The sequence below is a fragment of the Micromonospora sp. NPDC049282 genome, assembly GCF_043197045.1.
Classification (GTDB): domain Bacteria; phylum Actinomycetota; class Actinomycetes; order Mycobacteriales; family Micromonosporaceae; genus Micromonospora.
This window is the reverse complement of sequence record NZ_JBICSL010000003.1, coordinates 39,822-62,258: the sequence shown is the minus strand read 5'-3', so window position 1 is coordinate 62,258 and position 22,437 is coordinate 39,822. Positions and strand designations below refer to the sequence as shown.

Below are 22,437 nucleotides of genomic sequence, written 5' to 3'. Positions count from 1 at the left end.
GAGACGCAGGTCACGCGACGAAGGAGTCACCGTATGAGCGAGGCATTGGCCAACTTGCTGAACGAGACGCGCCAGTTCCCGCCGCCGGCCGAACTCGCCGCGAACGCCAACGTGACCGCGGCGGCGTACGACGAGGCGGCCGGTGACCGCCTCGCCTTCTGGGAGCGCCAGGCCGGCCGGCTGGCCTGGGCGCAGCCGTGGGAGCAGGTGCTCGACTGGTCGACCGCGCCGTTCGCGAAGTGGTTCACCGGCGGCCGGCTCAACGTGGCGTACAACTGCCTGGACCGGCACGTGGAGGCGGGGCACGGCGACAAGGTGGCGATCCACTGGGAGGGCGAGCCGGGCGACACCCGCACCGTCACCTACGCCGACCTGCACCGGCTCACCTGCCAGGCGGCCAACGCGCTGACCGAGCTGGGCGTGACGGCCGGCGACCGGGTGGCGATCTACCTGCCGATGATCCCGGAGGCCGCGGTGGCGATGCTCGCCTGCGCCCGGATCGGCGCCACCCACAGCGTGGTGTTCGGCGGCTTCTCCGCCGACGCGTTGACCAACCGGATCCAGGACGCCAGCGCCAAGGTGGTGATCACCGCGGACGGCGGGTTCCGCCGGGGCAAGCCGTCGGCGCTCAAGCCGACCGTCGACGAGGCGGTGGCGAACTGCCCGTCGGTGGAGCACGTGCTGGTGGTCCGCCGTACCGGTGAGGAGGTCGGCTGGTCGGCGAAGGACCACTGGTGGCACGACGCGGTGGAGAACGCCTCCCCGGAGCACGAGGCGCAGCCGTTCGACGCCGAGCACCCGCTGTTCATCCTCTACACCAGCGGCACCACCGCCCGGCCGAAGGGGATCCTGCACACCACCGGCGGCTACCTGACCCAGACGTCGTACACCACGCACGCGGTCTTCGACCTGAAGCCGGAGACGGACGTCTACTGGTGCACGGCCGACATCGGCTGGGTGACCGGGCACTCCTACATCGTCTACGGCCCGCTCTCCAACGGCGCCACCCAGGTCATGTACGAGGGCACCCCGGACACCCCGCACCGGGGCCGGCTCTGGGAGATCGTCGACAGGTACAAGGTCAGCATCCTCTACACGGCGCCGACCCTGATCCGCACCATGATGAAGTGGGGCGAGGACATCCCGGCCGGGTACGACCTGTCGTCGCTGCGCCTGCTCGGCAGCGTCGGCGAGCCGATCAACCCGGAGGCGTGGATCTGGTACCGGCAGTACGTGGGCCGTGGTGAGCTGCCGGTCGTCGACACCTGGTGGCAGACCGAGACCGGCGCCATGATGATCTCGCCGCTGCCGGGCGTGACCGAGGCGAAGCCCGGTTCGGCGATGGCCCCGCTGCCCGGCATCGTCGCCGACGTGGTCGACGACCAGGGCCAGTCGGTGCCCAACGGCGGGGGCGGCTACCTGGTGCTCACCGAGCCGTGGCCGTCGATGCTGCGCACCATCTGGGGCGACGACAACCGGTTCCTCGAGACGTACTGGTCGCGGTTCGGCGCGGGCGCCAACACCGGCGACGAGTGGGTCTACTTCGCCGGTGACGGCGCGAAGAAGGACGACGACGGGCACATCTGGCTGCTCGGTCGGGTCGACGACGTGATGCTGGTGTCCGGGCACAACATCTCCACCACCGAGGTCGAGTCGGCGCTGGTCAGCCACCCGTCGGTGGCCGAGGCGGCGGTGGTCGGCGCGACCGACCCGACGACCGGGCAGGCGATCGTGGCGTTCGCCATCCCGCGCGGCAGCGCGGAGATCTCCGGCGACGCGGGCGAGAAGCTCATCGCCGAGCTGCGCAACCACGTGGCGAAGACGCTCGGCCCGATCGCCAAGCCGCGGCAGATCATGCTGGTGCCGGAGCTGCCGAAGACCCGCTCCGGCAAGATCATGCGTCGGCTGCTGCGGGACGTGGCGGAGAACCGGTCGCTCGGCGACGTGACCACGCTCCAGGACTCCTCGGTGATGGAGTTGATCTCCTCGGGGATGAGTGGCGGCAAGTCCGACGAGGACTGACCACGACGGAACGAGGGGGCGGGTCGCGCGGCGGCCCGCCCTCTCGTCGTACGCGGGGATCATGCCGGTCGATCGGCGGAGGCGCACTGGCCTGTTCACCCCTGTCGATGGCGAGCCGGGTCGACTACCTTCAGCCGCAACCGGCGGATTTCGACAGGTGTCGCTGAGTCGACCGGTCTCTCACCATTCCCTACGAACGGAGTGGCATGCTCCCCATTTCGCAGTCCCGGGCAGGCAGGCGGCTACTCGTCGCGCTGCCCGCGATCGCCCTCGCGGCCACGTCGCTGACCGCGACGGGCAGCGCGGCGGCACAGCCGTCCCGGTCCGCACCGGCCACCATCGCGGCGGACGAGTACTACATCAACTACGCCGAGCCCGAGGTGCAGCCGGACACCGGCGGCAGGGAGACCAAGGGCAGGGACGGGGTCTTCTCGTCGCCGGTGGACGAGGCACGCGCCTACGACCGGAAGTACGCCGGCGGCAACCCGGTCACCGCCCGGGAACTGGCGAAGCTCGAGGCGAAGTCGATCCGGACCGGCCAGAGCCCGCGGAAGATCAAGAAGGCGAAGAACACCCAGACCGCCAAGCTGCTCACGCTGCTGGTGGAGTTCAACGACAAGGCCAACGACGACTTCACCGGCGTGATGGTCCCGAAGACGGTCTTCGAGGACCGCACCTGCGTTCCCGGCACGGTGCAGAACGGGCCGCGGCACAACACCATCCCGAACCCGGCCACGCTGCCGCACAAGGACAACAACTCGATGTGGGTGCCGGACTTCTCGCCGGCCCACTACGACAAGATGCTCTACACCAAGACGGGCATCACCGAGCGGGTCCGCAAGGACCTCAAGGGACCGGACGGCAAGCCGGGCATCAGCCTGGCCGGCCGGACCATGCACAACATGTACCTGGAGATGTCCAAGAACGCGTACACCGTGGACGGGCAGGCGAGCCCGTGGATCACGGTCCCGCACTCGGAGGGCTGGTACGCGGCGTCGCGCTGCTTCCAGGACGAGAACGGCAACTGGGTCGCCGGGCGTGAGCAGGCGATGAACGGTCACCCGGACAACCCGCAGGGCGCGGGCCGGCTCGCCACCGACGCGATCGACGCGCTGGCCGCCGCCGACCCGAACTTCCCGTGGGCCGACTACGACATCGAGGACCAGAGCGACCGCGACGGTGACGGCAACTTCCACGAGCCGGACGGCGTGATCGACCACCTGGTGCTGGTGCACGCCAACCAGGGCAAGTCCCGCGGTGGCGGCGCCGTCGGCGTCTACTCGGTCTGGGCGCACTCCTCCACCGTGGCCGGCGGCTACACCATCCCCGGCACCAACCTGAAGGTGTCGAACTACATCGTGCAGCCGGAGGACGCCGGCGTCGGCGTCTTCGCCCACGAGTTCGGGCACGACCTGGGCCTGCCGGACCTCTACGACACCTCCGGCAACGCCGACTCGGACGTGGACTTCTGGGATCTGATGGCGTCCGGCTCGCACTCCGGCGAGATCTTCCAGGCGCTCCCCACCCACATGGGCATCTGGGACAAGTGGGTGCTCGGCTGGGCCGAGCCGAAGACCTTCGGCACGGGTGACCGGGGCAGGCTGGTCAAGCTCGGGCAGACGTCGCGTACGCCGGTCGGCACCGAGGACGGCATCAAGATCGACCTGCCGGACAAGGTGATCTCGCTGGCGACGCCGCACAGCGGCGGCAACATGTGGTATTCGGGCGCGGACCAGAACTGGGCCGACGTCAAGCTGAGCCGCACGGTGACCGTCCCGAACGCCGCCGACGCGAAGTTCTGGATGTGGAACAACTACGTCATCGAGGCGGACTGGGACTTCGGCTTCGTCGAGGTCTCCACCGACGGCGGCGCCACCTGGAACGAGCAGAAGGTGTACGCCGAGGGCGGCGCGCTGGTCTCCACCAACGACGGCTACGCCGACCCGAACGGCCGGATGGTCGACTTCGGCAACAAGAAGTACGGCCTGAGCGGCAGCACCGGTGGCTGGCGGCACGACTACGTCGACCTGTCGTCGTTCGCCGGGCAGACCGTGCAGGTGCGGCTGCGGTACGCCACCGACGAGGCGTTCGTCGAGCGCGGCTGGTTCGCCGACGACTTCTCGGTGACCGGCGGCGGCGCGACCACGTGGAGCGACGACGTGGAGAGCGGCGCGGCGGGCTGGACCCAGACCGGTGGCACCTTCACCGACACCAGCGGCGCGGGTTGGTACATCGACTCGGGCACCCAGGTCAAGTCGCACTACTACCTGGCCGAGTGGCGTAACTTCGACGGCTTCGACAACGGCCTGAAGTACACCTACGACACCGTCTACTCGCACGAGGCCTGGAAAGTCGACCGGATCTCGTACAACGCGCCCGGCATGCTGGTCTGGTACCGGGACACCCAGCTCGGCGACGTCAACCACGTCACCGGGCAGATGACCGCGCTGCCCAGCTACGGCGCCAAGGGCGGGCTGCTGATCGTCGACTCGCACAACGACCCGCTGCGCCGCAAGGGCGAGGCGGCGGCGAAGGACCCGTCGGTGCTGGACAACCTGCCCAGCCGCCCGCAGTCGTCAAACGCCACCTTCGGGTTGAAGCCGACGTACCCGTTCAAGGAGTGCCTGGAGGCGGCGGACGAGCCGTACAGCGAGTACTGCACGAAGTTCGGCGCCCAGGCGCCGGTGCGCGGCTTCACCGACGCCAAGGGCTGGTACCCGGGCATCGAGATCCGCGACGGTTCGGCGTACGCGCGGGACAACGACGCCTCGGTGGTCGTCCCGTCGAAGGGCAACCAGCGGTACACCACCCGGGTGGTGAACCCGGACGGCACCCCGGCGACCGACTGGTACGGCACGGAGCTGGGTGGCGGCGCGATCGTGCTGGGCACCGGCAACCCGCGGGACGCGGGGGTGGCGTACGGCACCTCGATCGTCATCGTGCGGGCCGCCAAGGACAACGCGTACGCCACGGTGTACGTGGTCCCGCCGAGGAGCTGATCAACTGCGGTGAACCGGAACCGGAATGACCGGAAAATGGGCTGAACGGGCCGGATGAGGTAAGGGTCGGGAGCGGCAGCGCTCCCGACCCTTACGCATATCCACCGGTGTCGTTGCGTTCGGGCGGCCGGACATCAGCCCCTGGTCAGTGGCATCACGACGGGCCGGGGTGTGACGGGGAAAGACGTCCCCAACAAAAAGTTGCTACAAATCGACGCGCACATCTTCCCACCGGTCCCAGCAGTGTCTATGTTCACCAGGGGTCCCACTAGTGGGACGTTCCACCGGCCCGTACCCCCAAGGGGCCGGTTCCCTCACACCGGAGGTACCACGTGCGCAAAGTCGCAGTGGGTCTGCTCGGGCTTTCGCTGACCGCGACGGGGCTGATGGCAGGTACGTCCGCCAGCGCCGCGCCGACGCCGAAGCTGCCGACCACCGCCCCGTCGGTGGCCGAGCCTGCGCAGGCTGAACACGACCTGCCCAACCCGCTCGAGGACAAGCGGCGCGCGCTGCGCCAGGAAGGCCTCAGCGAGGTCCTGTCCGGCAGGGCGAAGGCCCAGAAGATCAACGGCAGCACTGTCGTCAAGGTCGGCGAGAAGGCTGCCGCCGGTGCCACGGCGGGCAAGGCGGCCAAGAGCACCAAGGCCGGCAAGGGTCCGACCGAGGACCAGTACGTCGAGCTCTCCCGCGAGAAGACCGACAAGATCTTCGTCATCCTCGCGGAGTTCGGCGACGAGCGGCACCCGAACTACCCGGACCAGGACACCGACCCGGCCGTCGCGGGTCCGACCCGGTTCGACGGGCCGCGCGTCAACCAGATCCCGCAGCCCAACCGCGCGGTGGACAACTCCACCGTCTGGCAGTCGGACTACAGCGCCGATCACTTCCGGCAGCTGTACTTCGGCACCAAGCCGGGTGACGAGTCGCTGAAGCAGTACTACGAGGCCCAGTCCTCCGGTCGATACAGCGTCGACGGCGAGGTCACCAACTGGGTGAAGGTCAAGTACAACGAGGCTCGCTACGGCCGTTCCAACGGCTACCCGTGCGCCTCGAACGTCTGCACCAACACCTGGGCGCTGGTTCGCGACGCCGCCAACGAGTGGGTCGCCGACCAGAAGGCGCAGGGCCGCTCCGACGCGCAGATCGCCGCCGACGTCAAGTCGATGGACGAGTGGGACCGTTACGACTTCGACGGCGACGGCAACTTCAACGAGCCGGACGGTTACATCGACCACTTCCAGATCGTCCACGCCGGCGGCGACCAGGCCGACGGTGACCCGATCCAGGGTGAGGACGCCATCTGGAGCCACCGCTGGTACGCGTTCGCCAGCGACCAGGGCAACACCGGCCCGGCCAACTTCCCGGCCGGTGGCACCCAGATCGGCAACACCGGGGTCTGGATCGGCGACTACACGATCCAGCCGGAGAACGGTGGCCGGAGCGTCTTCTACCACGAGTACGGCCACGACCTCGGTCTGCCGGACGACTACAACGTCACCAGTGGTGGGGACAACAACAACGAGCACTGGACCCTGATGGCCCAGAGCCGGCTCGGCGCCAAGAACGACGCCGGCATCGGCGACCGCGGTGGCGACCTGGGTGCCTGGAACAAGCTCCAGCTCGGCTGGCTCGACTACGAGACGGTCGTCGCCGGTCAGAAGCGCACGCTGGAGCTGGGCCCGCAGGAGTACAACTCCGCCAAGGCCCAGGGCGCCGTGGTCGTGCTTCCGCAGCGGGAGTACACGTTCCAGAACGGCAAGCCGTTCGAGGGGACCAAGCAGTTCTTCTCGGGCAACGACGACGACCTGAACAACACCATGACGCGGGCCATCGACCTCACGGGGAAGACCAGCGCCTCGGTGTCGATGAAGGGTCGTTACAACATCGAAGAGGACTACGACTACCTCTTCTTCGAGGCCTCCACCGACGGTGGCCAGAGCTGGGTCTCGCTCCCGGGTACGGCCAACGGCAAGGCGCTCAAGGAGATCTCGACCGGGCGTTACGCCCTGGACGGCTCGACCGCCGACAAGTGGGTCGACGTCAACGTTCCGCTGGACTCGGTCGCCGGCAAGGTCGTGCAGTTCCGGCTCCGCTACCAGACCGACGGCGGCCTCTCCGCCGGTGGCTTCTACGGTGACGCGCTCACCGTGACCGCCGACGGTCAGACGCTGCTCAGCGACGGCGCCGAGACCGGTGCCGCCGGCTGGACGCTCAGCGGCTGGAGCATCGTCGAGGAGACCTACAAGCGCAAGTTCGACAACTACTACATCGCCGGCAACCGGTCGTACACCTCGTACGACAAGTACCTCAAGACCGGCCCGTACTACTTCGGCTACGCGAACACCCGCCCGGACTACGTGGACCACTACGCGTACCAGGAGGGTCTGCTGATCTCCTACTGGAACCTCCGGTGGGCGGACAACGACACGTTCGCGCACCCGGGCGAGGGTCGCAACATGATCATCGACGCTCACCCGCGGCCGCTCTACAACCTGACCGGGAACCCCTGGCGGGCCCGCGTCCAGGTCTACGACGCGCCGTTCAGCCTGAAGAAGGCGGACTCGTTCACGCTGCACATCAACAGCCAGCCGCAGTACGTCCGCGGTCAGGACGCGCAGCCGCTGTTCGACGACACCAAGCAGTACTGGTACCCGGAGCTGCCGAACCACGGCGTCAAGCTCCCCGCCAGCGGCACCAAGATCAAGGTCCTGGAGCAGAACGGCACCTCGCTGAAGGTCCGCTTCTCCTGAGCCACTGATCCACGCGACACCACGGCGAGGCCCGGGCAGGTCACCTGCCCGGGCCTCGCCCATTCGCGCCGGTGGGAACCGTGGCGGCCGGCGACGCGTCCCAGGCAGGTGACCAGGAGCCTCGACCGCCGCTTGGCCGCGGTCCTCGCGTTACCCCTGGCCCTGACCCTGACCGGCTGCGCCGACCCGGAAGAAGGAGCAGACGTGCCCACGTCCGAGCGTCCCGCCGAACCCGGCGGACCCACCGGGTCCGCCGCACCCGCACCGGAGCAGACCCCACCCACCGCGACGGCGCCCACCCCGGCCGCCTCCTCGGGCCGGCCCCCGCTCTCCGCGACCGACCTGCCGACGCTCCGGCCACCCACCGGGCCGCCACGGCACCCGACCGACCAGCTGAAGCCGAACGTCCTCGCCGGCCGGATCAGCCACGGTGGCGGCGGCCCCTGCTACACGCTGGTCACCGACGACGGCCAGGAGCACGCGCTGTACGGCCGGGACAAGGGCGCCTGGCCCACCGGCGCCTGGGTCCGGGTCACCGTGGGCCCGGCGCCCGAGGGCGTCGAATGCGGACCGGGCCGGCTGGTCGGTCTGCTGCGCATCGAACGCGTCGCCTGACCGGCGGTCGGGCCGTCCCGGAGAAACCCCTGATCCTGCGCACCTGCGGGGCCGGCGCACGACCACCGGCCCTAGGCTGTGCCTCATGAGCGACCAGCGCGGCGGGGCCGCCGACGAGTCCTGCGTGATGCCCGAAGGGCCGTGGACGCACCGGTTCGTCGGCGCCAACGGCAGCAGGTTCCACGTCGTCGAGGCGGGCACCGGCCCGATGGTGCTCTTCCTGCACGGCTTCCCGGAATACTGGTACGCCTGGCAAGAGATGCTCCCGGCGGTCGCCGACGCCGGCTTCCGCGCGGTCGCCGTCGACCTGCGCGGTTACGGCGCGAGCGACAAGCCACCCCGGGGGTACGACGGCTACACCCTCGCCGCCGACGTGGCCGGCCTGATCCGGGCGCTCGGTGAGCGCTCGGCCACGGTGGTCGGCACCGGCGCGGGCGGCCTGATCGCCTGGACCGCCGCCTCGTTCCACCCCACGTTGGTCCGCCGGCTCGTGGTGCTCGGCGCGCCGCACCCGCTCCGGCTGCGGGCCGCCATCGTCGCCGACCCGCGCGGCCAGTTCGCCTCGGCCACCGCGACGCTGAAGTTCCAGCTCCCCCGCTACGAGCACGTGCTGACCCGCAACGGCGCCGCCGAGGTCGAGGAGATGCTGCGCCGGTGGGGCGGGCCGCGCTGGGTGACCGGGCCGGAGTTCGCCGACTACGCCCGGTGCTGCCGGGTGGCGATGCAGATCCCCCAGGCCGCGTTCTGCGCGCTGGAGGGCTACCGGTGGGCGTTCCGGTCGGCGCTGCGGCTGCACGGCTACCGGTTCGTGAAGCTGATGCAGAAACCGCTGGTCACACCGACGCTGCAACTGCACGGCGCGCTGGACGAGGCGTCGCTCCCCCGCACCGCCCAGGGCTCCGGCCGCTACGTCAGCGCGCCCTACGAGTGGCGGCTGCTCGACAGCGTGGGCCACTTCCCGCACGTGGAGGCCCGGGACCTGGTGCTCGGCGAGATCCTGCGGTGGGCGAAGTCCTGACTCAGACCCGCTGCTCACCCAGCCCGGCCACCTCGGTGGCCGGCGCCCAGCCCTGATAGACGCCGAAGTCGAAGGCCTCCAGCCCCATCGCCTCGGCCACCGGCCAGCGGCCGCCGGTGTACTCCACCCGCAACCAGCCCTCGTGCTCGGCCAGCACGATGAACGGCTGGCCCTGCCAGGTGCAGGTGGTCCGCACGTACGCCAGGTCGTCGACCTCGGCCGCCGGCACCACCCGGACGTGCCGTCCGGGGCGCACCTCGGTGAAGCCCTCGCCCGGTTCCGGCTGGTAGAGGCGGACGTCGTCGCCGTCCGGGCTGGCCTGGTACTCCCGGCCGTGCCAGCGGGCCACGTAGCCGTCGCGGGTCACGCCTCGGCCTCCTTCCGCCAGAGCAGCGCGTCGGTGTCCAGGACCGCGACCAGCCGGGCGTCACCGTCGGCGCCCACCCGCCACAGCTCCGCGCCGTGCGGCAGCCGGGCACTGTCCACCTTGAACTCGGCGACCACGTCGCTGCTCTCGCCGGGCGCGAAGCCGTTGCCGCGGAACGGAGGGCGTTCGATCACCCAGCCCTCCATCGCGCGCATCGCGGCCTCGTTCTGGCCCCCGTACGGGATCCGGTAGAGGCTCGGCCGGTAGGCCGGCCAGCGCAGCAGGTAGAGCTCCTCGTCGTCGCGGGAGAACGGGGAGCCGGGATGGCCGAGGCCGAGGGCCTCGTACAGCTCCGCCGGGGTACGCAGGTGGGCCAGCTCACCGGCCCGGTGCACGAAGCCGGAGACCCGGTCGTAGCCACGCTCCAGGTAGTAGGCGAGCTGGCTCGCCGCGATCGCCTTCTGCATCGTCACCGGCCGGTTCGGCTGCGCCGCCGGCGCGTCCGGTCGGGGCCGGGCCGCCGGTGCCGGCCCGGTGGCGGGCGGCTCCGGCTCGGTCTCCGGGTCGTCGCCGAGCCCCACCTCGGCGGCCCAGTTGGCGAGCGCGAGGACCTGCTCCCCCGGGTACGCCGCGCCCACCGGGCTGCCCGGGTTCACCAGGAACGACCAGCTCTCGTCCGGCCACCGCCGGATGAGCTGGACGAACTTGACCCGGATCGTGTCGACTGGGCCCTCGGCGTGCTCGGCGAGCCGTTCCGGCGACGTGAAGACCGCCACGTACCGCACCCCGTCGACCGTCTCGGTACGCCAGGAAAAGCCCGAATCTCCGGGCCGGCTACCCGCCGCCGAGTCGTACGCGACCGGCAGCAGCACCCGGGCGAGCAGCAGCGTGGTGAGGAAGCCGTCGGTGTTCCCGCTGCCGGCCGCGGCCAGCAACTCCTCCTCCACCTCGTTGGCCGGCTCGAAGTCCGGCTCGCCTGCCGGAGCCGAGGAACCGGCGGTCACCGGCTCGGCGGCGCCACCGTACGTCGTGTCCCGCGCCTCGTCCGGCCCGGCCGGCTCTTCCGACGGCCCCGGCGCGAACAGCGCTGTCGTCGACTCCTCCGGCGGCCCCGGCGCGAACAACGACACGGTCGGCTCGGCCGAGGCCGCCGGCACGAACGCCGTCGTCGACTCCTCCGACGGCCCCGGCGCGAACGCCGTCGTCGACTCCTCCGACGGCCCCGGCGCGAACAACGCCGTCGTCGCCTCCTCCGACGACACCGGCGCGAACAACGACACCGTCGGCTCGGCCGGGGACGGCGGCACGAACGCCGTGGTCGACTCCTCCGACGACGCCGGCGCGAACAACGCCGTCGTCGCCTCCTCCGACGACACCGGCGCGAACAGCGACACGGTCGACTCGGCCGGGGACGGCGGCTCGAAGGCCAGCTCCGCCGGCGAACGGGGCTCGAACAGCGACGTGGTGGGGTCTCCCGCGGAGGGCGGCAGTGGAGACGGCTCGTCCGGCGACGGCTCGAACAGCGGGGTGGTCGGCTCGAACAGCGAGACCGTCGGCTCACCGGAGGGCGCGGCCGGCCGGCTGAGTCGCACCGTCACGTCGTCCGGCCCGGCCGCCGGCGGGAGCGGCGCCGTCGTCAACTCGACCGGCGCGGCCAGGTCGGGTAGCGACTCGGTGGAGGCCGCCCAGGGCCCCGTCTCACCGAGGGCCGGACCGGCCGCGGCAGGGCCCGCAGCAGCGGCGGCATCGGCGTACCCGTCCGGGGCCGGCGGCGACCAGGCCGGCGCGGCCTCGGTCAGGTCGCGGGCCTCGATGACGATGCCCTCGATGACGATCGGCGTGAAGTCACGTCGCGGCGGCACGGGCGGGCCGGACACCGGCTCGGCGATCGACGGCGGCAGCTCCTCCGCCTCCGCCGGCTCGTCGAGGGCCGGCCGGCCCGGGGCATCGCGTTCCGGGACGGTCGGCGCCCACTCGTCCGCTCCGGACACGGCCGGGCCGGCGTGCCGGCGGGGCAGCGTCCGGGTGGGGTCCTCGGGCGGGCGGGCCGGCTGGAACGGGGCGGCCGCCTCGACCGGGCGAGACGACGGCGACGGCTCGTCCGGGCCCGTCCCGAACGCCCGGGTCGGGTCCTCGCGCACCGGCTCGTTGAGCGGCCGGCGCCGCGGGAACGGCTGGCCGCCGGCGAACCGGGACGGCGGCGTCGCCCGCTCGGCGGACCGTCGGGGCGCGTCCCGCGACGAGGACCGCCGGCTCGAACGGCCGGAGGTGGGTTCGAAGAAGGACCGGGCCGGCGGTGGCGGCGGCACCACCGGCGTCTCCGCGACCGGTGCGGTGTGGCCGGAGGTGAACGGATCCGGCTCGTCCGGACGGCGGCGCAGGTCGGTGAGCCAGCCGTCGAGCGCGTCCGCGTCGGAGTGGTCGCCCGGCCCGGCCCGGCCCCGCTCGCCGGTGGTCGGCTCCGGGCGGCGGGGCGAGGCGGTCGGGACGCGGCGGCCCAGGACCGGAACGGTGCGCATCGGCACGGTGGCGGGCTCGTCGGGTTCCGCCACCCACCCGCCCCGGTCCGGCGGGAGCGGGGGCGGGGGTGCGGAACCGGCGGGAACCGGCACGGACGGGTCCTCGCGGGCGGACCCGGTCGCGCCGTTGCGGGCGTCCCTGGCGGCGCTCTGCACCCGCTCCAGGCGGGCCCGCGCGCCCATGGTGCGACCGGGCAGCCGGACGTCGCCCCGGGAGAGCTGCGCGACGTACCAGGCAGGCAGGTAGCCCTCGACCGGCAGGCCCGGGTTGACCGCCAACCACCACTCCTGGTTGGGCCATCCGGCGGCCAGGTCCGCGTACGGGAGGCGGCGCGTGGCGCCGGCGTTCTCGCCCAGGCTGGCCCGCAGCGCGGCGACGGAGGTGAACGCCAGCACGTGCGTCCGCCCGCCGGAGGTCCAGGTGCCCCACCCCGGGGTCGACCCGCCGGCGACCGGCAACACAAGATCGACGCGGGTCAGGACGCGGAAGTATTGTTGCTGGTCCTGCGCGCGTAGCGCGTCCCGCATCGCCACCTCGGCCTCGGTGGCCGGCTCCCATCCGGTCACGGCCACCTCTCCTTCCGTGAACAGGCCACAGGCATCGCCTACAACCTACAAGGTGGTAACAAGATCACAATGCCTGGCCATCGACGGTCGGCCGGGGCGTCGACGAGGCGCTAACATCCCGTTCCGGAGTCGACACGTTACGGAGGTCGTCGATGGCTCGGCCCTTCGCGCGTCCGGCCCTGGCCGCCCTGGTGAGCCTCCTCGTCACCGGCCTGCCGGCCGCTCCGGCGGCGGCCCGCGCGCCGTCCGGCTGCGCCACACCGCCCGCGCCGGCCCGTCCGGTGGCCGAGCAGCCGTGGCCCCAACAACGGTACGCGCCGGACCGGCTCGCCCCGCTCGCGACCGGCGCGGGCGTGGTGGTGGCGGTGGTCGACTCGGGGGTGGACCGGTCCCATCCGCAACTCGCCGGCCGGGTGCTGACGGGCGCGGACTTCCTCGACCCCGGCGGGGACGGCACCCGCGACTGCGCCGGGCACGGCACCGGCGTGGCGAGCATCGTCGCCGCCACGCCACGACCGGGCGTCGCGTTCCGCGGGCTCGCGCCGGGCGCGCGCATCCTGCCGGTACGGGTGAGCGAGCAGCAGGTGGTCGAGGGGCGGGAGTCGGGGCGTACGGTCGACGCGGCCGGCTTCGCCCGAGCGATCCGGTGGGCCGTGGACCACGACGCGGACGTGCTCAACCTCTCGGTCGTGCTCTACGCGGACGACCCGGCCGTGCGCGCCGCGGTGGCCTACGCGGTGCGGCGGGACGTGGTGGTGGTGGCTGCCGCCGGCAACCTGCACGACAACGGTGACCCGCGGCCCTATCCGGCGGCGTACGACGGGGTGCTCGGCGTGGGCGCGATCGGGCGGGACGGGGTGCGGGCCGCCTTCTCCCAGACCGGCGCGTACGTCGACCTGGTCGCTCCGGGCGGCGAGGTGCTGATGGCGGCGCCCCGGCAGGGCCACCTCCGGGCGGAGGGGACCAGCTATGCCACGCCCTTCGTGGCCGCCACCGCGGCGTTGCTGCGGCAGTATCGCCCGGAACTGAGCGCGGCCGAGGTCGCCGCACGGATCGTGGCCGGGGCCGACCCGGCGCCGGGCCGGGGCGACGGCTACGGCGCGGGGGTGCTCAACCCGTACCGCGCGGTGACCGAGTCGCCGGGCGGAGTGGAGGCCCGGCCTCGGGACGGGGCGGCGCTCCCGGCCGACCGGCCGGACCCGGCCGCGCTGACCCGCCGGTCCCGCCGGGCCACCGCCCGGGAAAGGGCGCTGCTGGTGGCCGGCGCGACCGGCGGCGCGGCGGGGCTCGTGGCGCTGTTGGCCGTGGTGCTGCCCCGGGGGGCACGCCGGCGCTGGCGCCCGGCCGGCCCGGCCTGACCGGCGGAGGCGGCCCGGGTGGAGTACCCGGGCCGCGCGCCGCTCAGTGGAACAGATTGACGTTGCGCTTCTCGGTGTCGAGGTAGTCGGCCGCGGAGTCCTCCACGGCGAGCTTGATGTCGCGCAGCATCGCCTGCATGTCCTGGGAGGCGGCCCGCCACCGGGACTGCCGCTGCTCGTACGCCTCACGCGCCTCACCGTTCCAGCTCGCCACCAGTGGCGCGGCATCGCGTTCGAGCTGCCCGAGCTGGCTCTCGAGGGTGGTCAACGCCCGTTGGATGTCCGCGCCGGCCTGTTGCAGGGCGGCGAAGTTGACGACCAGCACACCGTGCTCCATGTTCGGTCCCTTCCGATCTCTAGAGCGGCAGCTGGATGCCGCGGTTGGTGCCCGCCACCCGGCCGGCGGCCTCGGTGTCGGAGACGTCGTAGTGTCGGCCGGCGCTGCGGATCGCGGTGGCGGTCTCGCGCAGCGCCCGCTGCAGGGCCGTCTGGTCCTGCGCCCACTGCTGCTTGACCTGTGTGAACGAGCGCCCACCGGCGCCCCGCCAGGCCTGTTGCAGCACCTCCAGCTCGGCCATCAGGCCGCTCAGCATGGTCTGCAGCGACTGGTCGACCTGCTCGAACTTCGCGGCGGTCTGCTGCATCACTGCGGCTTCTGCCTGGGTCTGGGACATCCCGGACGTCACCTCGTCTCCTCGGTCGTGGCTGGTCACCGATGGGTGACCACCGTGGACTCGTCGACGCGGCGCTCGCGGCCGCCGGAGGGGAGGGGAGGCGGCGGGCGCCCGCGTGACGATTTTCGTCGCTGACGGTAGCCGTCCCAGTCCGGTTCTGCTACCCCCCGGGCCTCCCCTGTGGACGACGACGCCACTACGATGAGCCACGGCGGCGTCACCCGACGGGCCGGACGAGGAGGTGTGGTGACCGCGACCACGACCGACCGGTCCACCCCCGCGTCCCTCCCGACACCACTGTGGAGGCGGCGGTCGGCCATGGGCGTCCGCGCCGGCCAGGTGGTGACGACGCAGGTCGCGGCCGCCGTGCTCGTGGCCGCCGTCGGGCGGGGCGTCGTGCCCACCGCCGCCGCGCTGCTGACCGCGACGCTGCTGCTGCCCGCCGCGTGGGTCCGGTTCCGGGGCCGCTGGTTGCACGAGTGGCTCACCGTCGCCGCGGCGTACCTCGGCCGTCGCCGCGCCCTTCCCGCGGCGGCCGATCCGGCGGCGTTGCTGGAGCTGGTCGGGCCGGGCACGGTGGTGCACGCCGCGGAGCTGGCCGGCGGCCCGGCCGTCGTGCTGCACGACGCGGCCGGGTTGACCGCGCTGCTGGCGCTCGGCGATCCGGACGATCTTCTCGGTGACCACCCGCGGGCGCTGCCGGCGCCGCTTGACCTGCTTCCCCCGGCTGGCCCGGAGAGCCCACCGGTCCGGCTCCAACTGCTCTTCTCGGCGTCCCCGGCGCCCGCGCCGGCCGTCGCCGCCGGCCCGGCCGGGACGTCCTACCGCCAGCTCACCGACGGCCGCCTGGCCGGGCGAGCCCGGGTGGTGCTCGCGGTCCGGGTTGTCCGGGCCGACGGCTGGCCGGACGAGGAGTTGCTGCGGGCGCTCTCCGGCACGGTCCGGCGGATCGTCCGCCGGCTCGGCCCGCTCACCGGCCGGCCGCTGGGCGTTCCGGCGGCGCTGCGGGTGATCACCGAACTGGCCCACCACGACGGCGGCGCGCCGGCCCGGGAGACGTGGTCGCTGCTCACCGTGGGTGGGCTGCCGCAGGCCACCTGGCGGCTGCGCCGGTGGCCGGATCCGCGGGGTGAGGCCGTCCGGGGCCTGGTGCCCCGCCTGCTGGCGGTGCCGGCCACCGCCACCACCGTCGCGCTCTGCGTCGGCCCCCGCGCCGACTCCACGCCGGTTCCGGCCGAGCTGACCGTCCGGGTGGCCGCCGGGAGCACGGCGGAGCTGGCGGCGGCCGAGCGGGCGTTGGGCCGGGTGGTCACCGACGCGGGCGGAGAGTTTCACCGCCTCGACGGCGAGCACCTGACCGGGCTGGCCGCCACCCTGCCGCTGGCGGTGACCGGGGCGGGCACGCCCCCGTCCGGCTCGCCGCCGGCCGCGCCGGACCTGCCGGTCGGCGGGTCCGGCCTGATGGTGGGCGCCGACCGGCGTGGCGGGCCGCTCACCGTCCGACTGTTCCGGCCGGCGACGACCCGGGTGCTTCTGGTCGGCGGGGTCCCGGCCGCGCAGTTGGTCGTGCTGCGGGCGCTGGCGCTCGGCGCGCGGGTGGCGGTGCAGACCGCCCGGCCACGGGTCTGGGAGGCGTTCGTCCGGGGGGTCGGTGCCCCGGTGCCGTTGCTCCCGCCCGGGCGGCCGGTCGGCGGCCCGCCCGGTTCGCCGTTGCGGCCACTGCTGCTGGTGGTCGACGCCGGCCCGGTGCCGCCGGAGGTCGGCCCGGCGGCGGCCTGGCAGTCCGTGCTGGTGGTGCGCGACGAGTTGACGCCGGCGGACGCGCCCGCGTTGGCCCGCGCCGACCTGGCCGTCCTGCAGCCGCTCGACCAGGCCGAGGCCGCGCTGGCCGGCACGGCGCTCGGCCTCGGCGCCTCCGCAGACTGGCTCACCCGGATCCGGGACGACATGGTGGCGGTGGTCAACCGGCGGGCGTTGCGGTGGGCGCTGCTCTCGCCGACTCCGGTCGAGTCGCAGCTGGTCGGCCGCCCGACCCGGCACTGAGCCGGCGGCACGGGTTCCACCGGCGGACACGGCGTGGCACGATCCCGGCCATGGATTTTCTGAAGGGTCTTCTGATCCGGGTGGCCACGACGGCGGTGGCCTTCTGGCTCGCCACGCTGCTCATCCCGGGCATCTCGCTGCACTCCGGATCGGCCACCGAGACGGTGACCACGCTGGTACTCGTCACGGTGATCTTCGGCGTGGTGAACGCGGTGCTCCAGCCCATCATCAAGACCGTGGGCTGCGGCTTCTACCTGCTCACCCTCGGCCTGATCGCGCTGGTGGTCAACGGTCTGCTCTTCCTGCTCACCAGCTGGATCGCCGGGGAGGCGGGGCTGCCCTTCCACGTGGACGGCTTCTGGCCGGCCGCGGTGCTGGGCGCGCTCTTCGTCGGCATCGTCACCTGGATCCTCGGCGCCGTCCTCGACCGCGACTGACGAATTCCGGCCGGTCGCCGCTCGTCCGGCGACCGGCCGGTCCGGCAAGCGGGAAACCCACAGGCGTACGACCCGGGCGCGGCACTACCCTCGGCCGGGTGTTCACCATGACCCGCGCCGACGGCTACCAGCTCAGCACCGACCCCGATCGGCTCGACCTGCGCCGGGCGCACGCCTGGCTCGCCACCGACGCCTACTGGGCGCTCGGGCGGGATCGGGAGACGGTCGAGCGCGCCTTCGCCGGCTCGATCGGCTTCGGCGTCTACCGACCGGGTGACGGCCGGCAGGTGGCGATCGCCCGGGTGGTGACCGACCGGGCCACGTTCGCCTGGCTCTGCGACGTCTACGTGGACCGGGCCGAGCGAGGTCGCGGGCTGGGCACCTGGCTGGTCGCCGGTGTCCGTGACCACCTGGCCGAGCTGGGCGTACGCCGGATCCTGCTGGCGACGCTGGACGCCCACGGGGTGTACGCGAAGCTCGGCTTCCAACCGGTGGCGGCGGACCGTTACATGGAGCTGGAGCAGCGGGTGACCCCGGTCACCGGAAAGGACCACTAACCGGATTCACCACTTACGGTAAAACGGTGAACCAGCTCCGCCTCGGCTATCTCTACGGCATCGGCGCGTACCTGCTCTGGGGTTTCTTCCCGGTCTATCTGAAGCTGCTCCGCCCGGCCGGGCCGGTGGAGATCCTCGCGCACCGGATCGTCTGGTCGGTGGCGTTCGTGGCGCTGCTGCTGGCCGCGATGCGACACGTCGGCTTCCTGCGGACGCTGGCCCGGCGACCCCGGGCGCTGGCCGGCATCGCGCTCGCCGCCGTGCTGATCGCGGTCAACTGGGGCACCTACATCTACGGCGTGAACTCCGACCGGGTGGTGGAGACCGCGCTCGGCTACTTCATCAACCCGCTGGTCTCGGTGCTGTTCGGCGTCGTCGCGCTGCGGGAGCGGCTGCGCCCGGCGCAGTGGGCGGCGCTCGGCGTCGGCGCGCTCGCGGTGGCGGTGCTCGCCGTCGACTACGGACGGTTGCCCTGGCTGGCGTTGACGCTCGCGTTCAGCTTCGCCGGCTACGGCCTGGTCAAGAAGCGGCTCGCGCTACCGGCCGCCGAGGGGCTCTTCGTCGAGTCGGCGGTGCTGGCGCTGCCCGCCCTGGCCTACCTGGCCTGGTTGTCCGCGCGCGGCGGCCTGATGTTCGGGCACGTCTCCGCCGGGCACACCGCGCTGCTGGTGCTGGCCGGGGCGGCCACCGCGATCCCGCTGCTGCTCTTCGCCGGCGCGGCGAACCGACTGCCGCTGTCCACCGTCGGCATGCTGCAGTACCTGGCCCCGATCCTCCAGCTCGGCTGCGGGGTGCTGCTCTTCCACGAACCGATGCCGCCGGCCCGGCTGGCCGGCTTCGCCCTGGTGTGGCTGGCCCTCGTGGTCTTCACCGTCGAAGCCCTCCACCACTCCCACTCCCACCGCCGCGGGGGTCAGCGGAGGTCGTAGGCCAGGACGGGGGTCTCGTTGCCGCGCAGGAGTTCCAGGCGGACCAGCTCGCCCCGGGTGAAGCGGGTGACGCCGGAGAAGCGCAGGTCGTCGCCCGGGGCCGCCAGCCAGGAGCCGATCTGCTCGGTCGCACCGTCCGGGCCGTGCGCCACCAGCCGGAACGTGTACGCCTCGCGGTGCCCGGCCCGCCGGTCGTAGCCGCAGTGCATGGTGACCTCGGTGCCCCACGGCGTCTCGGTCAGCCCCACCTCGGCGTGCACCGGCGCGGTGCCGGCGACCGGCCGCATGGAGGTGAGCGCCACCGGTCGGGTGGCCGGCTCCGCCGGCGGCCGGACCACGGCCACCCCGACGCCCGCCAGCACCGCGAGCGCGGCGGCGGCGAGCGCGGTCAGCGCGTACCGCCGTCGGGAGCGGGACCGGTCACGGCGCCGCCGCTCCCGCGCGGCGTCGAGCAGCGCGGGCACCCGCGACGCCTCCGGCCCGACCTCCAGGAACTGCTCCAGCCCGGCCGGGTCGAGCCGACCCAGCAGCCCGGGCAGCACGGCGATCTCGGCCACCGCCTCCCGGCACTGCGCGCAGCCGGCCAGGTGCCGCTCGTAGGCGGCCCGGTCGGCCGGGGCGAGGGCGCCCAGCACGTAGGCCCCATCGTCGTGCGCGAACTCGCAGCTGGTCATCCGGTCACCCCCATCTCGGCCAGCACCAACCGCAGCGAGCGCAGCGCGTAGTGGGTGCGCGACTTCACCGTGCCCGGCGGCACGCCCAACCGGGCGGCGGCCTCCGCCACCGACCGCCCCTGGTAGAAGCACTCGACCAGCACCTCGCGGTGGGTCGGGCTCAGCCGGTTGAGCGCCTCGGCCACCGTCCACGCCTCCACCGCGCGCTCCGTCTCGTCGACCGTCTCGGCGGTTTCGGGCAGTTCGTCGGTGTAGACCTCGCCGACCCGGGCCGAGCGGCGACGCCACGCGTCGATGGCCAGGTTCCGGGCGGTGGTGAAGAGCCAGGCGCGGACCGAGCCCCGTCGCGGGTCCAGCGACTCGGGGTGCCGCCAGGCCCGCAGCAGCGTCTCCTGGACCAGGTCCTCGGCTCGCGGCCGATCGCCGTTGACCAGCCTCAGGGCGTGCGCGAACAGCGCGTCGGCATGCTCGTCGTGCAGCGCGCGCAGCAGTTGGGCGTCGTGGTCACTGATGGCGGTACCTCGCTTCCGGCGGCGGGGAGACCGGCGATGCGTCCGCCCGTCCGGGCGTTGCGTTCGCCCTTCCATACGTGCCGTGACGTCGAACGGTTCAGCCGCAGGTCAAGCCGGAGCTGTTCCCGCCCGGTTCAGATCCGGGCCGACCGGCGCTCACCGCGCCCTCGCACCGTCCGGCAGCCGAGCCGTCCCCGGGGGCGGTCCGGCGCTCGGACCGGCCGCTGGAGGGCCGCCTTCCCGCCAGGATGGTGGCCCGCTCAGTTCTCGGTGGCGATCCCGTCGGCGATCGCCCGCGCCGCGGTGAGCAGCTTCGCCCGGACCACCCGCGCGGACGTCATCATCTCGCCGGCGGGCAACGCGCAGGCCAGCACCACCCGCCGCTCGATGTCCTTGTCCGGGGTGACCAGCACCGCGGCGCACGCCACGCCCTGCCGGAACTGACCCAGCTCCAGCTGCATGCCGCGCCGGTCGCCGGCGGCCAGGTCGGCCTCGAACGCCTCGACCGTGGTGAGGGTGGCGGTGGTGAACGGGCGCATGCCGTATTCGCGCAGGTAGCGGAAGCGCTGCTCGGCGGTGAGCGTGGCGAGCAGGCTCTTGCCGAGCGCGGTGGCGTGCGCACCCTCGTCGAAGCCCGGCACCAGCTCCTCCAGGTAGGGCGAGCGCGGGCCCTCGGCGCACGCGGTCACCGCCACCTGGCCGCCGACGAAGCGGCCGAGGTAGTGGCTCCAGCCGGTGTCGGCCGCGGCCCGGCGCAGCGCCTCACCGACCGGAGGCGGCCCCCGGAACGCGGTGACCAGCTCGCGGTAGCGGTCCGCGATCTCCAGGCCGACGATGTACGTCCCGTCCTCACGCCGGATCACGTAGCCCTCGTAGGCCAGCGTGCGCACCAGGTGGTAGGTGGTGGCGACGGTCAGCTCGCAGCGGCGGGCGATCTGCTTGACGGTGAGGCCCCTCGGCGCACGGCCGACCGATTCGAGCACTCGAAGCGCGCGGGAGACGCTCCGGATCAGGTCCGAAGGTTCCGCCAGGGGGTCGCGCACAGCCACCTCCGACGCCGGGGACTTACACCATATGAAAAAGAGGCCGAGTGCGAAATGCCTGTTCGGGTCGAGGATGCCAGAGCACCGGACACAGACCGTGCACCGACAGACACGATCGGCAGCGAAAACGGGGTCGGCGTAGGTTGGCCGACGATGACCGAAACAATTTCACGAACCGGTCCACCGGCGACCGGACGGGCCGTCCGGGTCGGCGCGGGCGCCACCATCACCACGATCGCCTGTGTCCTGCCGGTGTTCCTGGTCGGTGGCCTCGCCGTGCAACTCGGCGACGAGCTGGGCTTCGGCCCGACCGGGCTGGGCCTGGCCGTCTCGGTCTACTTCGGGGTCAGCGCGCTCGCCTCGGTGCCCTCCGGCGCCCTGGTCGAGCGGTACGGGCCGACCCCGATCGCCCGGGCGGCCATCGGGCTCTCCGCCGGTTCGCTGCTGGCCGTGGCCGGTCTGGCCCGGTCCTACCCGGTGCTGGTGACGCTGCTCGCGCTCAGCGCCGCCGCCAACGCCCTCGGCCAGCTCGCCAGCAACGCCGCGCTCGCCGAGCACGTGCCCGCCCACCGCCAAGGGCTCTCCTTCGGTGTGAAGCAGGCCGCCATCCCGGTTTCCACGCTGCTGGCCGGCGCGGCGGTGCCGACCGTCGCGTTGACCGCCGGCTGGCGCTGGGCGTTCGTGGCGGCCGCCGGGGCCGCGCTGGCCGCGCTGGCCGCCGTACCCCGGGCCGGTCGGGACCGGCGGACCCGGTCCCGCTCCGCCGGCCGGGGCGGCGGGACGGCCGCGCTGGTGGTGGTCGGGCTGGCCGCGACGCTGGCGGCCGGCGCGGCGAACGCGCTGGCCACGTTCCTGGTCGACTCGTCGGCCGGCCGAGGGCTCTCACCCGCCCTCGCCGGCCTCACCCTGACCCTCGGCAGCGCGGTGTGCGTGCTGGCCCGGGTGGGCGTCGGCTGGCTGGCCGACCGCCGGGCGGGCGGACACGTCGGCGTCGTCGCCGGGCTGCTGCTGGCAGGTTCGGTGGGGCTGCTCCTGCTCGCCGTGGCCGGTCCCGCGCCGCTGGTCGTGGGCGTCGTGCTCGGCTTCGGGCTCGGCTGGTCCTGGCCCGGGCTGCTCAACTTCGCGGTGGTCCGCCTCCACCCGCAGGCCCCGGCCGCCGCCACCTCGATCACCCAGACCGGCGTGTACGCGGGCGGCTGCCTCGGCCCGCTCGGCCTCGGCGCGCTGGCCGACGCCGCCGGTTACCCGGCGATGTGGCTGACCGCCGCCCTGGCCATGCTCCTGGCCGCCCTGCTCATGCTCCTGGGCGCCCACCGCCTGGCCCGCACCGCCTGATCCCCGTCCGCCCCGGGG

At 73.2% G+C, this 22,437-nt stretch carries 18 protein-coding genes; 11 read left to right on the top strand and 7 right to left on the bottom strand.

Features of this window, described 5'->3' with window-relative positions; all coding sequences use genetic code 11:
- The first annotated feature begins 33 nt into the window (after nt 1-33).
- The 5 genes from acs (at nt 34) to ACGFI2_RS06740 (ending at nt 9,404) form a co-directional block, all read left to right on the top strand.
- Entirely contained in the window at nt 34-2,022 is a 1,989-nt protein-coding gene (gene acs, locus ACGFI2_RS06760) for an acetate--CoA ligase (protein WP_393511808.1), read from the top strand.
- A gap of 206 nt (nt 2,023-2,228) precedes the next feature.
- A complete protein-coding gene (locus tag ACGFI2_RS06755) occupies nt 2,229-5,021 on the top strand; it encodes an immune inhibitor A domain-containing protein (RefSeq protein ID WP_393511805.1) in 2,793 nt (930 codons plus the stop codon).
- A gap of 347 nt (nt 5,022-5,368) precedes the next feature.
- Entirely contained in the window at nt 5,369-7,771 is a 2,403-nt protein-coding gene (locus ACGFI2_RS06750) for an immune inhibitor A domain-containing protein (protein WP_393513109.1), read from the top strand.
- Between the two features lie 204 nt (nt 7,772-7,975).
- Complete coding sequence (locus tag ACGFI2_RS06745; protein ID WP_393511802.1) at nt 7,976-8,386, top strand: hypothetical protein; 411 nt, start codon at nt 7,976-7,978, stop codon at nt 8,384-8,386.
- An 85-nt stretch (nt 8,387-8,471) separates the two neighbouring features.
- Entirely contained in the window at nt 8,472-9,404 is a 933-nt protein-coding gene (locus ACGFI2_RS06740; RefSeq protein ID WP_393511799.1) for an alpha/beta fold hydrolase, read from the top strand.
- Nucleotide 9,405: 1 nt separating this feature from the next.
- Here the strand turns inward: ACGFI2_RS06740 and ACGFI2_RS06735 are convergent, their stop codons facing one another.
- On the bottom strand, nt 9,406-9,771 hold the full coding sequence (locus tag ACGFI2_RS06735) for a hypothetical protein (RefSeq protein WP_358038388.1): 366 nt from the start codon (nt 9,769-9,771) through the stop codon (nt 9,406-9,408).
- Nucleotides 9,768-12,857 (bottom strand): SseB family protein, encoded by a 3,090-nt coding sequence (locus tag ACGFI2_RS06730; RefSeq protein ID WP_393511795.1) that lies wholly within the window; start codon nt 12,855-12,857, stop codon nt 9,768-9,770. Before ACGFI2_RS06730 ends, ACGFI2_RS06735 begins: the two co-directional genes overlap by 4 nt.
- 152 nt (nt 12,858-13,009) lie before the next feature.
- On the opposite strand from ACGFI2_RS06730, the gene mycP reads away from it, so the two are divergent.
- Nucleotides 13,010-14,215, top strand: a complete 1,206-nt coding sequence (mycP, locus tag ACGFI2_RS06725; RefSeq protein WP_393511792.1) for a type VII secretion-associated serine protease mycosin — start codon at nt 13,010-13,012, stop codon at nt 14,213-14,215.
- A 43-nt stretch (nt 14,216-14,258) separates the two neighbouring features.
- Here the strand turns inward: mycP and ACGFI2_RS06720 are convergent, their stop codons facing one another.
- Both ACGFI2_RS06720 and ACGFI2_RS06715 read right to left on the bottom strand, forming a co-directional pair.
- Nucleotides 14,259-14,552 carry a WXG100 family type VII secretion target gene (locus ACGFI2_RS06720; protein WP_393511789.1) on the bottom strand — a complete coding sequence of 98 codons (294 nt, stop codon included), beginning with the start codon at nt 14,550-14,552 and terminating at the stop codon, nt 14,259-14,261.
- Nucleotides 14,553-14,571: 19 nt separating this feature from the next.
- Nucleotides 14,572-14,889, bottom strand: a complete 318-nt coding sequence (locus tag ACGFI2_RS06715) for a WXG100 family type VII secretion target (protein ID WP_393511786.1) — start codon at nt 14,887-14,889, stop codon at nt 14,572-14,574.
- 201 nt (nt 14,890-15,090) lie between these two features.
- Between ACGFI2_RS06715 and eccE the strand changes: the two genes are divergently transcribed.
- The 4 genes from eccE (at nt 15,091) to rarD (ending at nt 18,855) form a co-directional block, all read left to right on the top strand.
- Nucleotides 15,091-16,932, top strand: a complete 1,842-nt coding sequence (gene eccE / locus ACGFI2_RS06710) for a type VII secretion protein EccE (protein WP_393511783.1) — start codon at nt 15,091-15,093, stop codon at nt 16,930-16,932.
- A gap of 50 nt (nt 16,933-16,982) precedes the next feature.
- A complete protein-coding gene (locus ACGFI2_RS06705; protein ID WP_393511780.1) occupies nt 16,983-17,369 on the top strand; it encodes a phage holin family protein in 387 nt (128 codons plus the stop codon).
- A gap of 98 nt (nt 17,370-17,467) precedes the next feature.
- Nucleotides 17,468-17,926, top strand: a complete 459-nt coding sequence (locus ACGFI2_RS06700; RefSeq protein ID WP_393511777.1) for a GNAT family N-acetyltransferase — start codon at nt 17,468-17,470, stop codon at nt 17,924-17,926.
- A 26-nt stretch (nt 17,927-17,952) separates the two neighbouring features.
- Nucleotides 17,953-18,855, top strand: coding sequence for an EamA family transporter RarD (gene rarD, locus ACGFI2_RS06695; protein ID WP_393511774.1), 903 nt, complete (start codon nt 17,953-17,955; stop codon nt 18,853-18,855).
- Here rarD and ACGFI2_RS06690 read toward each other — a convergent pair.
- The 3 genes from ACGFI2_RS06690 to ACGFI2_RS06680 all read right to left on the bottom strand — a co-directional run bounded on the left by ACGFI2_RS06690 (nt 18,840) and on the right by ACGFI2_RS06680 (nt 21,084).
- Entirely contained in the window at nt 18,840-19,529 is a 690-nt protein-coding gene (locus ACGFI2_RS06690; protein WP_393511771.1) for an anti-sigma factor family protein, read from the bottom strand. The two genes, rarD and ACGFI2_RS06690, sit on opposite strands and share 16 nt — an antisense overlap.
- Nucleotides 19,526-20,116: a sigma-70 family RNA polymerase sigma factor gene (locus ACGFI2_RS06685; protein WP_091062821.1), complete on the bottom strand. Its 591-nt coding sequence runs from the start codon at nt 20,114-20,116 to the stop codon at nt 19,526-19,528. Before ACGFI2_RS06685 ends, ACGFI2_RS06690 begins: the two co-directional genes overlap by 4 nt.
- Nucleotides 20,117-20,301: 185 nt before the next feature.
- Entirely contained in the window at nt 20,302-21,084 is a 783-nt protein-coding gene (locus ACGFI2_RS06680) for an IclR family transcriptional regulator (RefSeq protein WP_393511768.1), read from the bottom strand.
- Between the two features lie 153 nt (nt 21,085-21,237).
- Here ACGFI2_RS06680 and ACGFI2_RS06675 point away from each other — a divergent pair, with 153 nt between their 5' ends.
- Nucleotides 21,238-22,419 (top strand): MFS transporter, encoded by a 1,182-nt coding sequence (locus tag ACGFI2_RS06675; protein WP_393511765.1) that lies wholly within the window; start codon nt 21,238-21,240, stop codon nt 22,417-22,419.
- Nucleotides 22,420-22,437 lie beyond the last annotated feature (18 nt).

Coding starts and splice junctions, on each gene's coding strand:
- ACGFI2_RS06755 (WP_393511805.1), top strand. CDS start 2,229: ATGCTCCCCATTTCGCAGTCCCGGGCAGGCAGGCGGCTACTCGTCGCG.
- ACGFI2_RS06715 (WP_393511786.1), bottom strand. CDS start 14,889: ATGTCCCAGACCCAGGCAGAAGCCGCAGTGATGCAGCAGACCGCCGCG.
- acs (WP_393511808.1), top strand. CDS start 34: ATGAGCGAGGCATTGGCCAACTTGCTGAACGAGACGCGCCAGTTCCCG.
- ACGFI2_RS06685 (WP_091062821.1), bottom strand. CDS start 20,116: ATGGAAGGGCGAACGCAACGCCCGGACGGGCGGACGCATCGCCGGTCT.
- ACGFI2_RS06675 (WP_393511765.1), top strand. CDS start 21,238: ATGACCGAAACAATTTCACGAACCGGTCCACCGGCGACCGGACGGGCC.
- eccE (WP_393511783.1), top strand. CDS start 15,091: ATGAGCCACGGCGGCGTCACCCGACGGGCCGGACGAGGAGGTGTGGTG.
- ACGFI2_RS06690 (WP_393511771.1), bottom strand. CDS start 19,529: ATGACCAGCTGCGAGTTCGCGCACGACGATGGGGCCTACGTGCTGGGC.
- ACGFI2_RS06705 (WP_393511780.1), top strand. CDS start 16,983: ATGGATTTTCTGAAGGGTCTTCTGATCCGGGTGGCCACGACGGCGGTG.
- ACGFI2_RS06720 (WP_393511789.1), bottom strand. CDS start 14,552: ATGGAGCACGGTGTGCTGGTCGTCAACTTCGCCGCCCTGCAACAGGCC.
- ACGFI2_RS06740 (WP_393511799.1), top strand. CDS start 8,472: ATGAGCGACCAGCGCGGCGGGGCCGCCGACGAGTCCTGCGTGATGCCC.
- mycP (WP_393511792.1), top strand. CDS start 13,010: ATGGCTCGGCCCTTCGCGCGTCCGGCCCTGGCCGCCCTGGTGAGCCTC.